We start from the raw sequence: 12,858 nt of genomic DNA, 5'->3' as shown, positions 1-12,858 counted from the left end.
GCACGTTTGGATCGCTTCATCGCTGAAGCTCGGCTGCCGCCCACGCTTCCCGCTCGGCGGCGGCTTCCACATCATGTCGGGATTGAACCAGATCGTCAGCGATCCGCGCTGACACAGTGCTATAGTGACCTCTAAATGTCTCAAAGCATTGAATCATTCTGGCATCGGGAGGTTTAAAAAATCATCCAGATTTAAGCGCGCATAGGTGGATTTTTTTGCAATTTTAAAGAGTGCACCGCCGTTTGGAACGGCGGTGCAATGGTTCTACACAAACTCAAAATCTGCGTTGGACAGAGTGGCTAGATCAGCGCCCGCAAGCAGGATGTTGGTGCCATCTACCGTGAACTCAACACCCTCCATAGTTTGCGTGATCGAAAGATCGTTTATGTCGGTTGCGGTAGTTCCAAACAGCCGAATGAAGTCTTCTCCATCCGTGAAGTCCGTCACGACGTTGGTTCCATGACCCTCCGCGAACACGAAGAAGTCGTTACCATCTCCGCCGGTCAGGGTGTCATCCCCAAGGTCCCCTTGCAGAACGTCGTTTCCACCCCTGCCATCGATATTGTCGTTGCCGTAGCTTCCCCGGATCGTTTCTCCGCCAGTTTTGCTCCCCTGAATTTTATCAATGTTCGTAAGGGTGATGCCCCGGAAGTCCTGATCACTACGCACACCGATGACGGCATCTTTGTAGTGGGTGTTGACGATTTCTTCGACACCCGCGATGCCGTCGATATTCAGCAGGGAGTAGTTGGCATATTCACTGACGTCTTCGATAATAATCTTATCGTAATCACCGCCGCCATTGAAGGTGTCCCAGCCGTCGACTCCGTTGATGATGAACTCGTCGTTGCCAGCTCCACCGAACATCGTATCGTTCTGTAGACCGCCATAAATTGTGTCGTTGCCGCCGTTCCCAATGATCAAGTCGTTGCCCAGCCCGCTATTCGGGCCGCCGTGCAGATACTCGTCTGTATTATCGCCTTCAATAAAGTCATCTCCGGTTGTTGGGTAATTTGCCATGATTTTCCTCAATATTAATTTATGGTAAGGTGTGTCTGGGCGCCAATTGTTAATAGATGGTTAACTTTTGCGAGGAGGTGACTTAAACAAATCGTTATTGCTTATCTCTGCTGTCTGGTGACTTTTTGGGAAAAAAATTTGCAATCATGGATTGTAAAGTATAAGCGTCCCCTGCTGAGAATATGTCACCGAACTTTGATCGTTCCGGTGTGTGGGCTTCGGACACATCGTTTCGAGGGGATACACCTATGTGTAACGTCAGCACCCGCCATCTGAGCACCGCCTATACAGCAGTTTCAACAGATGTCTTCTGCGACGGACCGCGGTGCAGCACCAGAGGGGGGCGATCAATGACAGGTTTGGGCCGGGTCGTCGAAGTTTGCAACTGTCGCTACTTGAGTATGGCTGACCATGCCGGACGGCTACCGCAGCGACGCCCTCTTCAACAGCTCCACCAGATCCGGGCGGGCCAAGAGCGGGCTTGGCACGTCCAGCCCGTGGCTGTCGCGGCGCTGGGGGGGGATGGACCCGTCTGCGATCCGCTGCAGTAGGCCTGGGGGCAGGGCGGGTTTGGTCACCGGGTCCAGGAACAGGCTTTCGGCGGCGATGCCCTCGGCATAGACGATGTGATGGCGGTCAAACAGCAGCTGGAAATAATCCACGAACCCGCCGTCCTGCACCACTACGCTGTCTCCGTTCACCAGATGGCGGGCGGCTACCAGTAGTTCCGGCGTTCCCGCCCCCAGCGCATCGTGGCGTTGGTAGACCATCAGCCGGTGATCGGGGCTGACCAGCAGGTCGCGGGCATTGTTGAGCGTGCCCTTGCGGATCAGGATCGGGGCCATGGCGCCGGTGGCGCGGCTGGTTGTCTGACCGATCCAGCGCAATTCCTGCACACCATCATCGCGGGTCAGGATGCGGTCACCGGGGCGCAGATCCTCGATCGGTTTCTGGGCGCCGGTGGCGAGGGTAATACGGGTGCCCCGTGTAAAGGCGATCGAGGCCATCTGCGCCAGTCGCGCCCGGGCCGGCGCGCGCTCGGCCTTCAGAAGCGTATATCCGGTCTGCGGCATCAGCGGCGCCATCGGCACCAGGTAGACCGCGGCGATCAGCCCTTCGGCATCGACCTCCACCATCACCAGCGCATCCACATTGGGACCGGCCTCGGCCATCAGGGTGAGCGCGCAGTCAAGATGCAGCGCGGCGCCGGGCTGGCCCAGCTCGCTGTCTTCGGCGAGGGTGAAACTGCCATCACTGGCGCTGGCCACTGACAGGCGTCGCGGGGCTGTGGCGCCGGGGGCGAGCATATAGACATCGTCCAGCACCAGATCCTCCAGCACCCCCAGCGGATCGCCCATATTGGCGCCGGTCTCCACCAAAAAGGCGGCGGCGGCATGGGCCGGGATGGATCGGATCGCGGTGCGGTCGGCTGTCACGGTATGGCTCGTCTGTGCAAAGAAGGGGCGGCGCGGGCGCCAGCGGTTGGTTTAACCTATCCGGGAAATATGGCACGAAACAGACGACAACGGACAGAATTTCTGACCCGTGATCACGACATAGGTGATCATGGCGGGGGCGGGAAGGCTGGTCAACGGCGGGCGCAGAGTGCACAGTCTGCGCCGGAAACGAAGAATCCAGATGGAGGACGAACATGGAACTGGGAATTGCAGGCAAGCGCGCATTGGTCTGTGCCAGCAGCAAGGGTCTGGGGCTTGGCTGTGCCGAGGCGCTGGCCGAAGCCGGGGTCAATCTGGTGATGAACGCACGCGGAGAAGAGGCGCTGCTGGCGGCGGCGCAGACCATCCGCGATACCTATGGCGTCGAGGTCGAAACCGTGGTGGCAGACGTGACCACCGCCGAAGGCCAGCAAAAGGTGCTGGAGGCCGCAGGCGCGGCCGACATTCTGGTGACCAACGCAGGCGGCCCGCCCCCCGGCATGTGGTCGGACTGGGAGCGTGACGATTTCATCAAGGCGCTGGATGCCAATATGCTGGCGCCGATCGCGCTGATGAAGGCGCTGCTGCCCGGCATGATGGAGCGCGGCTGGGGCCGGGTGGTCAATATCACCTCGCAATCGGTGAAGGCGCCGATTGCGGTGCTGGGCCTGTCGAATTCGGCGCGCGCTGGTCTCACCGGCTATGTTGCGGGCACTTCGCGGCAGGTCGCAGGCAGCGGTGTCACCATCAACAATCTGCTGCCGGGCATTCACGCAACCGACCGTGCCGTGTCGCTGGACACCGGCGTGGCCGGGCAAAAGGGCATTTCCATCGAAGAGGCCAAGTCCCAGCGGGAGGCGACCATTCCGGCGGGCCGCTATGGCACCCGGCAGGAGTTCGGCGCGGCCTGTGCCTTCCTCTGCTCGCAGCATGCGGGCTTTATCGTGGGGCAGAACATCCTTCTGGATGGCGGCGCCACCAATATGACGCTGTAACGCGATGGCCAGTGGTTTTTCCTTGAAGGACCAGTTGTTTAATCCGGAAAAGACCCGCTATCTGGCGGGTCTTTTTGCGGCCTGTGACCCGGGTTTCGACGCGCCGGGGTTCGAGGCGCAGGTGAACGCCCGCCTGCCGGAGCTGGAGTTGAAACAGAGGATCGACTGGATCGCCGAGGTTCTGGGGCAGCATTACGCTGCGCCCTTGCCCGAGGTCGCGCCACTGCTGCGCGCGGCCCTGCCGCCGCCGCTGGACCCGGGCAAAAGCGACGATGATTTCGGCGATTTCATCTTTGCCCCCTTGGGCGAATTCGTCGTGTCCAAGGGTCTGGAAGCGCACCCGGATCTATCACTGGATCTGCTGGAGGCGCTGACGCAGCGGTTTTCCATGGAATTCGCCATTCGACCCTTCCTGAACCGCTGGCCCGATCTTACGCTGGAGCGGATGCAGGAGTGGGCCGGGCATGACCATTACCACGTGCGGCGGCTGGTCAGCGAGGGCACGCGCCCGCGTCTGCCCTGGGGTCTTGGGATCGGGCTTGATCTGCGGGCGCCGCTGCCGCTGCTGGACCAGCTGCACCGGGATGGCACGCGCTTTGTCACCCGCTCGGTCGCCAACCACCTGAACGACATCGCCAAGAAAGAGCCGGGTCTGGTGGTCGAGACCCTGCGCCGCTGGGGCGAGGCCGGACAACAGACGGGCAAGGAAATGGACTGGATCACCCGCCATGCCTGCCGTGGACTGGTGAAGGCGGGGCACCCGGGCGCACTGGGCCTTCTGGGATATGATCCGGAGGCGCCGGTGGAGGCCAGGATCACGCTGCAAAGCGCAACGGTGCCCATCGGCGATGCGCTGTCCTTCTCTGTCGATCTGACGGGGCCAGCGGAGCAGCCGGTGCTGGTCGATTACCGGCTGCATTTTCAGCGCCCCGGCGGCAAAGCTTCGGCCAAGGTGTTCAAGCTGAAACAGGCAAAGCTCGTGCGTGGTGCTCTGAAGCTGAGCAAGGCACATAAACTGAAAGGGGATGCCACCACGTTCAAACTGGTGCCCGGGCCGCATCGGCTGGAGCTGCTGGTCAATGGCAATGTGCGGGCGGAGGCTGCGTTCGACCTGCTGCCACCGGGGGAGTAATCGGCAACAACCCGGGATGATTGAATATCCGGCGCAACGGCCGCCGAGGGTGCCTGTTTTGCGCGCAGGTCACCCAGTTTGTCCCTGACACCGCTTCACATTCCTGTGGGCAATATGGTGCGGTAAGGGCCTGCCTGCTACGCCGAGCCCATCAAAACGGGGATAACGATCATGCAGGCCATCGCCATAACCACCATCTTTGCCGTTATCATATTGCTCAGCCTCTACTATGCGCCGCGCAAGGCCACCGTGGGCGGGTTCTTCGGCGGTCAGTCTGACCGGGGAGAGGCGCCGACCCTGTGGACGCTGGTGCTGTCACAGGTGACCACATGGATCTTCGCGCGCTCGTTGATGAACGCCGCGATCCTGGGCTTTTACTACGGCATCGCGGGAACTCTGGCCTATGCGGCCTACTACGGATCCTTTCTGACCGGCGGCTATATCGTTGGCCGGATGCGCGCACAGGGTGCGACATCGGTGCAATCCTGGCTGGCGGAGCGTTTCGGCGCCACGGGCACCACCGCCTATAATCTGGTGATCGCACTGCGCCTGTTGTCCGAAGTCTTTGCCAACCTGCTGGTGGTCGGGCTGATCTTTGCCGCCGCCCTGCCGGATGTGGCAGGGGCCGAGACAACCGCCATCCTGGTGGTTGGTGTGCTGGCGCTGGCCTATTCCGCATGGGGCGGGCTGTCGGCGGCGCTGCGCACCGATGTGATCCAGATGTCGCTCTTCCTCGTGGTCTTTGGCGCCGCCTTTGTGGCGCTGATCCTGCGCCCGGGCTTTGAGATTTCTGCGGTGATGACCGCGCCGGGGGCGGCGGGCGCCCACAACGGCTGGGTGCTGCTGGTGGTGGCCGCGCTGCAGGTTTTCTCTTACCCGGTGCATGATCCGGTGATGATGGACCGCGGCTTTCTTGCCGATCCCGCCACCACCCGCAAAAGCTTTTTGCATGCCTTCTGGATTTCGGCGCTTTGCATTATCGCCTTTGGCTTTTTCGGCATTCAGGCTTCCCTTGAGGGCGCGGAATACGAAGGCCAGCTGTTGGGGACATGGGCGACTATGCTGCCGGGCTGGGTTTTCGTCATGCTGATCGTGTCGCTGCTGGTTTCGGCGCTCTCGACGCTGGATTCCGCGCTCAGCTCGGCCGCGCGGCTGGTGGTCGAAGAACTCCGCCTTGCGCCGCGCAGCCTGATGGGCGGCCGCATCGCCATGGTGGTCTTTGCCGCTGCTGGTGGCGCGCTGACGCTTTGGGGCAACAAGACGCTGTTTGATGCCGTGGCTGTATCCGGTACCGCCTCGATGTTCCTGACTCCGGTGCTGGTGGCGGGACTTCTCGGTAAACGTCAGGTGGCAATCTGGGCCTATCTGGTCAGCTTTGGCTCTGCCATCCTTGGCGCGGCGGCCTATATGTTCCGCGATGCACCGGGCATCTCGGCGCTGCTTTATGATGGGCACAAATACGAGCAGCTTTTGCAGATCTGCGTGATCGTGCTGGTGGTCGGCTTTGCCGCAGTGGCACGCGGCAGCCGCAGGGTTGAAGCCTGACAGGGGGGCTGCTACATCTGCGCCAAACCCGATGGAAAGCGTCGGAAACAGCCCCGAGGCCGCATGAACACTGCCCCTGCCGAAATGCTCAGCACCATGGCCCCGCCACGGCTGGAAATCCGCAATATCAAGCGGTTCTTCGACGGGCGCCCGGTGGTCGACGATGTGTCCCTGCAAATTCAGGCGGGACAGGTGACCTGCCTGCTGGGCCCGTCAGGCTGCGGTAAATCCACCACTCTGCGCATGATCGCCGGGGTGGAGATGCAGGACGAGGGTGAAATCTATGTCGATGGCAAGCTGATCTGCGACACGGTGTTCCGTGTGCCGCCCGAGCGGCGCGAGATCGGCCTGATGTTTCAGGACTTTGCCCTGTTCCCGCACCTGAGCGTCGCGGATAACGTCGCCTTTGGTCTGAAAGGGCCGAAAGATCAGAAACGCGCCCGGGTCGAGGAGCTGCTCGCCAAGGTGTCGCTGTCGAAATACATCGACGATTACCCGCACCAGCTGTCGGGCGGCGAACAACAGCGCGTGGCGCTGGCCCGCGCCCTGGCGCCGCGTCCGCGTATCATGCTGATGGATGAGCCGTTTTCGGGCCTTGATAACCGTCTGCGCGATGGCATCCGCGACGAGACGCTGACGCTCTTGCGCGAAGAGGACACGGCAGTCCTTCTGGTGACGCACGAGCCGGAAGAAGCCATGCGCATGGCCGATGAGATCGCCCTGATGCGGGGCGGGCGGATCGTTCAGCAGGGCGCGCCCTATAACGTCTATACCCGCCCGGTCGATAAGGCGGCGGTGGCTTTTTTCAGCGACGTCAACGTTCTGGATGCACAGGTGAACGGCGCGCTGGCGCAGACGCCATTCGGCCAGTTCCTGGCACCTGGTGTGCCCGATGGCACGGATGTGGAGATCGTCTTTCGCCCGCAGCACGTGCGCATTGATTTCGACCGCGCGGGCAAAGGTCCCTTGCCGACCCCCAGCGACGGCGTCCCGGCGCGCGGCGTGGTCGAACGGGCGCGCTTTCTTGGCCATGAAAGCCTGGTCGAGTTCCGCATGGATTTTGACGGATCGCTCCTGAAGGTGACGGTACCTAACGTGTTCCTGCCCGAAGTGGGCCGCGTCCTCTGGCTCACCGTGCCGCGCAACCGGTGTTTCGTCTTCCCAAAGGGGTAGGGAACCACTCCGTCCTTGGCGTTATGTCGGTGCACCGTCGTATTGCGGGGCATCGTCGCAAATCTCGTACCAATCGGCCTTGTCAGCGACGAACTCGTGAAACTGGTTGCTGACGCCGATATCGCCATTCAGCGCGCTTGCCGCGATTGCGATACGCTCGTCCTCGGCCAGGATTTCCCCCAGCGAGGTGCCGCAGATCTTGCAGAAACAGCGGATGAATTTGAAGGGCGGCTCAGGCGTGTAGGTGGTGACCTGATCCTTGCCCTTGATCCATTGCACGTCTCCGGGCCGCACAAGCACGATGGCGCTGGTGCCGACCTTGCAGCAGCGGGAGCAATGGCAGGTACCCATAATCGGCGGCTGCACGGTCAGTTGAAATTGTACCGCGCCGCAACAGCAGCTTCCCTGGACCATGTGGTGTGCCTTCCCGCGTGATGAACTGGGCAAACGCTAGGGGAACAGCTGCAAGGCTGCAATATATGGGCGGGCGGGGCAGAGGTGACTTTCCCGTGAAGCGCGCGCACCGGCGGGCCGAGCCGCCCCACGGGGTGACGTCTTGAACCGATGTTTCTGCCGTTGTCTTATACTCGGGCACGGGAGGCACAGAACATGCCGGAAGAGCCAGAGACCGAACCAGAGATCCCGCCAGGGGCTGCCAGAAATTTGCGTGGGGTGCGCCTGATTGCCCATCTCACTTGGCTGGGAGGCCTTGGGGCGATCTATGCAACAGGGGGGCTGGTCTGGATCACGCTGCAGAACGCCGGGGTGTCCATGGTGTCCTGGTCGCGGGGCGTGTCCCTGTTCATACCCGTCGCGTTGTTTCACGCCGTGCCGCTGATCGTGCTGGCCGTTGTGGAGATTTCGGCCTGCAAGGCGGCAATCCGCGGGCGTAAAAGCAAGTGGCGAGAGTATGTCCTCGCGGTGCTGGTGCCCGCTGTTTCGGTTGCCGAGCCAAAAGATGCGGGCAGGTTATGGGCTGCGCTGTCGGGCGCCGGTCTGCTGTCGGTGGTCTGGGTCTGCTATTCGCCGTTCACCCTTGCCTCCTATCAGGGACCCGGCGGCTTTGCTGAGGCGGTGATCATGACGCTCGCCCTGTTTCCGCTGACCCTTGGCGCGCTGATGTTGCATGTTGCGCTGGCTGCGGCCATCGGCGGGGCGCTGGGCAGCGGCATCTATGTGCTTGTCCGCCGCCGCGGCAGAAAGCAGGACAAAGGTGAGTAATCAGCTCTCCTCCTTGTCGCGGTAGGGATCGTAATCCGACAGCCGCTTGCCGGGCTCGTCCACGAACAGCTCGGGCAGGGCGGTGGCCTCTTCGATCAGATCGACGCGGAAGACACGGAAATCCTCGCGCGCTTCGCACCAGGCGGTGAGGGTCCAGACACGGCCCCAGTATTCCATGTGCAGCGGGCGGATTTTGCGCCGGGTCATTTCGCCATCGATGCGGCGATAGGTAATCTGCAGCTTCTGGCGCGCCTTGATCGCTGCCCGCAGGGTGGGCATCTGGGCAAAGCCCCGCGCCGCATCGGCAAAGGGGTAGACGGCGAATTTCCAGGCATCCGCCTCGGCGATGGTCTCGGCAGGCAGCACCGCGTCCACCTTGGCCGCCAAGGACTGCGCGGCGGATTTGAGGTCCGGATCGGCGGCCTCGGCGACGATGGCCATGCCGAGGTTCAGCGCCTCCAGCTCTTCCGGGGTTAGTGTGAGGGGCGGCAGGGTGATCGCTTCGCGCACCATATAGCCGACGCCGCGCTCCCCTTCGACCGGCACGCCTGAGGCGACTAGCGTGTCCATGTCGCGGTATATGGTGCGGGTGGAAACCTCCAGCCGTGCGGCGATGTCCTGCGCGCGGTGCAACTTCCCGTCGCGCAGGATCTGGATGATTTCAAAAAGGCGGTCGGTGCGGCGCATGTGGTCAGGCTTGGATGGCCCTCGCGACAAGGTCAAGAGAATTAGGCCCCATCGCCGGGCCGAAGGCCGGGCAGCGCCCGTCCGCCCCATATGGGCGGGCGCTTTGCACCCACCCTCGGACGGGCTTTGCCCTTTTCGCTAGGCCGCCATCTGCCACAGGATGTCTTCGTGGCGCATGTCGATGCTGCCGGGCTCAATCGCCTGCATCAGCGCCGCGGCAAAGGGCTGCTTGGGAAAGGCCTCTGCCGCCGCCATGGCCGCCGCGTGATCGCGCCAGACCACGTGATCGCTCCAGCGGCCATCGGCGCCGCAGCTGAGGCGGCGGAACATGAACCCTGGCTGCGCCCGCACGAAGGCTTCGCTTTGCCGGCTGATCTCGACAAAGGCCGCAGGGGTGATTCCGTTCGCCAGGGTGAAGGTAACGATTTCGGCAACCGGAGTGGTCTGGGTGTCTGTCATATCGGTGTCTCCTTATTGATGTGACAGGCTGGACCTAGCAGGGGGCAACTGACATAAACCTGTCAGTTGTGTTTGAGCGGATGCGGATTTCAGTGATTTTTGCCCTGCCTGAGCCCCCCGACAGCCTGCCAGATCTATCCGGCAGCGCGGCGCGTCCGTAAAAATGGGGATGACAGACAAAACCGGTGCGGATGGGCACCGGACAAGAAGGAGACACTCACATGCTTAACAATATCGGCCTTCCGGGCATTCTGCTGATCGCCGTCGTGGTTCTGGTCCTGTTTGGCCGCGGCAAGATTTCCTCGCTGATGGGCGAAGTGGGTAAAGGCATCACCGCCTTCAAGAAAGGCGTGAAAGACAGCACCGAGGAACTGGAGCAGGACGCCGCTGCCGACGCCAAGGACATCACCCCCGAGACCGAAAAAGACAAGGCGTAATCCGCCATGTTCGATCTTGGGTGGACCGAACTCATGGTGGTCGGGATCGTTGCGCTGATCGTGGTCGGTCCCAAGGACCTGCCCGTGCTGTTCCGCAACGTCGGCCGTTTCGTGGGCAAGGCCAAGGGTATGGCCCGTGAATTCAGCCGCGCGATGAATGACGCCGCCGATGAGGCGGGCGTCAAGGATATGGCGCAGGGGCTGAAGGCAGCGACCAACCCGGTCGGCTCGGCCATGGACGGTGTCAAAGAGGCGGCGCAGGATATGGCCAAATCGATTGACCCGACCAAATTCGATCCGGACAGCGAAACCGGAAAGCTGGCCGCCGAACGCGCCGCTGATGCCAAGAAGATCCAGGAGGCCACCGCCCGCGCCGCATCTGACCGCCAGGCTCGTGAGGCCGAAGAGGCCGCGGCGGCAGCGGAGGCGGCCAAGGCAGGTGCCGGGGAGCCGGATCAAGACAAAGAGACCAAATCATGAGTCAAACGGATGATATCGAGGACTCCACGGCGCCGCTGATCGAGCATCTGGCAGAGCTGCGCACCCGCCTGATCCGGGCGGTGGGGGCCTTTATCGTCGGGATCGTGCTGGCCTTTACCGTGGCAGAGCCGATCCTGCAGTTCCTGCTGGGGCCGATCGAGGCCACCCTGCGCGAACTGGGCGACCCGTCGCCGACGCTGCAATATACCAGCCCGCAGGAATACCTGTTCACGCTGTTCCGGATCTCGATGGTCTTCGGCTTTGCCTTGTCCTTTCCGGTGATCGGCTTCCAATTGTGGCGGTTCGTGGCACCCGGCCTTTACAAGACCGAGAAGAACGCCTTCTTGCCGTTCCTGATCGCGGCGCCGGTGATGTTCCTTCTGGGCGCATCTTTTGCGCATTTCGTCGTCACCCCTCTGGCGATGGCCTTTTTCCTTGGCTTTGCGGATGTGTCGTCGATCTTTGCCAACCTTTTGTCCGGAACGGTCAATGACCTGCCGACGGATGCGGCGGTGGTGCCGGAAACGGCTGATGGCGTGCGCATCACCTTCTTTGGTAAGGTGAACGAGTCGCTGGACATCACGCTGAAGTTCATCATGGCCTTTGGCCTGTGTTTCCAGCTGCCGGTGCTGCTGACGCTGATGGGCAAGGCCGGACTGGTCAGCGCCGAAGGTCTGGGATCGGTGCGCAAATACGCGGTTGTGGCCATTCTGGTGCTGGCTGCGCTGGTGACGCCGCCGGATGTGATCACCCAGCTGATCCTGTTCACGGTTGTCTACGGGCTTTACGAGATTTCGATCTTCCTGGTGAGCCGGGTCGAGAAGAAACGCGAAGAAAAGCTGCGCGAAGAGGGCTATTACGATGACGAGGATGAAGAGGATCCTCTGATGGCCGAGTTCGACGAAGACGACGACAAGTGATCAACTGACAGAACATCAAGGCGCGCCCTCCGGGGCGCGTCTTTTTCTATGCGCGGGTGAAATTTTGCGGATATGCTGACGCAGTGCTGCATGGGGAAGGGAGGCCCTTTTGCTCGACTACAGTCATAACAGCCTGTTTGTTCTGGCATCTTTGGCCATTGCCCTGATCGCGGGGTTTTCCGGCCTGTCGCTGACGCAGGGCGCCTCGCAGATGTCGGCGCCGGTGCGCAAAATCGTGGTCTCGGCGGCGTCGGTGATCCTGGGCAGCGGCATCTGGTCGATGCATTTCGTGGCCATGCTAGGGCTGGAGTTGCCGGTGGCCTATTACTTTGATCCGCTGGTGACACTGATTTCGGCCCTGACGGCCATCCTGTTCATGGGGCTGGCGCTGCTGATCGTGCATTTCGGCACCCGGACACGAGGCAAGATCATGCTGGCCGGGGTCATCATGGGAAGCGGCATTGCGGCGATGCATTACATCGGAATGTCGGGGATGGAGCTGTGCGTGCCAAGCTATACTCCGGCACAGATCGCCATGGCTTTTGCCGCCTCCATCGCGCTCAGCATGGCGTCGTTTCAGGTCTCCTATGGCCACCGCAGCGCCCGCAATATCGTGCTGGGCACCTTTGGCTTTGGCATCGCCGTTTTTGCCGTGCATTTCATCGCCATGGCGGGCACGGGTTTCACCCAATCTGCCGAATACACCACCTTTGTACCGCCGATGAGCCGGGGCGTGCTGGCTTTTGGGGTCACCCTGTCGGCCTTTGTGTTGTCGGGCAGTTTCCTGCTCAGCGGCGCCACCTTCGCCACCCGGCTGAGCGGGGAGGGAACGGCACAGACCGGGCAGGCTGACGTGCAGCCGCCTGTGGCTGAGGAAATCGATCCGGCGGCGACCGGGCCAGAAGCGGAGGCCGCCGAGATCCCGCAGGAGGCGCGTATCCCTTACGAATCCGATGCGCGCACCCATTTCATCAGCCCGGACAGCGTGTCGGCCATCCGCGCCGAAGGTCACTACACCGTGCTCTACAGCGGCGAGGCGAAGCTATTCTGTCCCTGGTCAATCTCAGAGGCGGAAACCCGCACCGCCACCGGCAGTTTCATCCGCACCCACCGCAGCTATCTGGTGAATCTGGCGCATGTCACCAGTTTCGAGCGCAAGAAGGACAATGGCGTGTGTTACTTCGATGAAACCCCTGCGCTGCCCAAGGTGCCTGTCAGCCGCTCCCGCCTGAGCGAGGTGCGGGCAAGGCTGGGCATGTAGCGCGGGGCTGGGCAGGGCGCCTGCGGTTCTGCCTGCATCCACCAACCCACTTCCAACCCTCGGACGGGTCTGACGGCTTTTCAGTGGCCGAC

At 62.0% G+C, this 12,858-nt stretch carries 15 protein-coding genes; 9 read left to right on the top strand and 6 right to left on the bottom strand.

Translation table 11 applies throughout. The annotated features are described in order from the left end of the window. The 3 genes from SM763_RS02835 to SM763_RS02825 form a co-directional block, all read right to left on the bottom strand. On the bottom strand, positions 1-144 hold a 144-nt coding region (locus SM763_RS02835), incomplete at its 3' end, for a transposase (protein WP_368997513.1). A 120-nt stretch (positions 145-264) separates the two neighbouring features. Then, entirely contained in the window at positions 265-1,020 is a 756-nt protein-coding gene (locus SM763_RS02830; protein ID WP_368997491.1) for a calcium-binding protein, read from the bottom strand. 422 nt (positions 1,021-1,442) lie between these two features. Continuing rightward, positions 1,443-2,456, bottom strand: a complete 1,014-nt coding sequence (locus SM763_RS02825) for a Hint domain-containing protein (protein ID WP_368997489.1) — start codon at positions 2,454-2,456, stop codon at positions 1,443-1,445. Between the two features lie 215 nt (positions 2,457-2,671). Between SM763_RS02825 and SM763_RS02820 the strand changes: the two genes are divergently transcribed. The 4 genes from SM763_RS02820 (at position 2,672) to SM763_RS02805 (ending at position 7,301) form a co-directional block, all read left to right on the top strand. After that, positions 2,672-3,451, top strand: a complete 780-nt coding sequence (locus SM763_RS02820) for an SDR family oxidoreductase (protein WP_274868058.1) — start codon at positions 2,672-2,674, stop codon at positions 3,449-3,451. Between the two features lie 4 nt (positions 3,452-3,455). After that, positions 3,456-4,583 carry a DNA alkylation repair protein gene (locus SM763_RS02815; protein ID WP_368997488.1) on the top strand — a complete coding sequence of 376 codons (1,128 nt, stop codon included), beginning with the start codon at positions 3,456-3,458 and terminating at the stop codon, positions 4,581-4,583. A gap of 171 nt (positions 4,584-4,754) precedes the next feature. Next, positions 4,755-6,128, top strand: coding sequence for a sodium:proline symporter (locus tag SM763_RS02810; protein ID WP_368997486.1), 1,374 nt, complete (start codon positions 4,755-4,757; stop codon positions 6,126-6,128). 63 nt (positions 6,129-6,191) lie between these two features. Beyond that, positions 6,192-7,301 carry an ABC transporter ATP-binding protein gene (locus tag SM763_RS02805; RefSeq protein WP_274828773.1) on the top strand — a complete coding sequence of 370 codons (1,110 nt, stop codon included), beginning with the start codon at positions 6,192-6,194 and terminating at the stop codon, positions 7,299-7,301. A 21-nt stretch (positions 7,302-7,322) separates the two neighbouring features. Here the strand turns inward: SM763_RS02805 and SM763_RS02800 are convergent, their stop codons facing one another. Next, on the bottom strand, positions 7,323-7,715 hold the full coding sequence (locus SM763_RS02800) for a GFA family protein (RefSeq protein WP_490363257.1): 393 nt from the start codon (positions 7,713-7,715) through the stop codon (positions 7,323-7,325). Between the two features lie 195 nt (positions 7,716-7,910). On the opposite strand from SM763_RS02800, the gene SM763_RS02795 reads away from it, so the two are divergent. Next, positions 7,911-8,522 carry a hypothetical protein gene (locus tag SM763_RS02795; RefSeq protein ID WP_368997482.1) on the top strand — a complete coding sequence of 204 codons (612 nt, stop codon included), beginning with the start codon at positions 7,911-7,913 and terminating at the stop codon, positions 8,520-8,522. On the opposite strand, the gene SM763_RS02790 is transcribed toward SM763_RS02795, so the two are convergent. Then, complete coding sequence (locus SM763_RS02790) at positions 8,523-9,209, bottom strand: helix-turn-helix transcriptional regulator (protein ID WP_065273147.1); 687 nt, start codon at positions 9,207-9,209, stop codon at positions 8,523-8,525. Positions 9,210-9,347: 138 nt separating this feature from the next. Next, positions 9,348-9,668 carry a hypothetical protein gene (locus tag SM763_RS02785; protein ID WP_368997480.1) on the bottom strand — a complete coding sequence of 107 codons (321 nt, stop codon included), beginning with the start codon at positions 9,666-9,668 and terminating at the stop codon, positions 9,348-9,350. Between the two features lie 221 nt (positions 9,669-9,889). On the opposite strand from SM763_RS02785, the gene SM763_RS02780 reads away from it, so the two are divergent. The 4 genes from SM763_RS02780 (at position 9,890) to SM763_RS02765 (ending at position 12,766) form a co-directional block, all read left to right on the top strand. Beyond that, the gene (locus tag SM763_RS02780) at positions 9,890-10,105 is read left to right on the top strand and encodes a twin-arginine translocase TatA/TatE family subunit (RefSeq protein ID WP_274828764.1); all 216 of its coding nucleotides are present in this window, start codon (positions 9,890-9,892) and stop codon (positions 10,103-10,105) included. Between the two features lie 6 nt (positions 10,106-10,111). Continuing rightward, positions 10,112-10,585: a Sec-independent protein translocase protein TatB gene (tatB, locus tag SM763_RS02775; protein ID WP_065273150.1), complete on the top strand. Its 474-nt coding sequence runs from the start codon at positions 10,112-10,114 to the stop codon at positions 10,583-10,585. Continuing rightward, the gene (gene tatC, locus SM763_RS02770; RefSeq protein WP_274839333.1) at positions 10,582-11,505 is read left to right on the top strand and encodes a twin-arginine translocase subunit TatC; all 924 of its coding nucleotides are present in this window, start codon (positions 10,582-10,584) and stop codon (positions 11,503-11,505) included. Before tatB ends, tatC begins: the two co-directional genes overlap by 4 nt. A gap of 109 nt (positions 11,506-11,614) precedes the next feature. Next, positions 11,615-12,766, top strand: a complete 1,152-nt coding sequence (locus SM763_RS02765; protein ID WP_368997478.1) for an MHYT domain-containing protein — start codon at positions 11,615-11,617, stop codon at positions 12,764-12,766. Positions 12,767-12,858 lie beyond the last annotated feature (92 nt).

Source organism: Pseudophaeobacter sp. C1-32P7, assembly GCF_041008775.1.
GTDB lineage: Bacteria > Pseudomonadota > Alphaproteobacteria > Rhodobacterales > Rhodobacteraceae > Phycobacter > Phycobacter gallaeciensis_A.
This window is presented reverse-complemented; position numbering and strand designations above follow the sequence as displayed.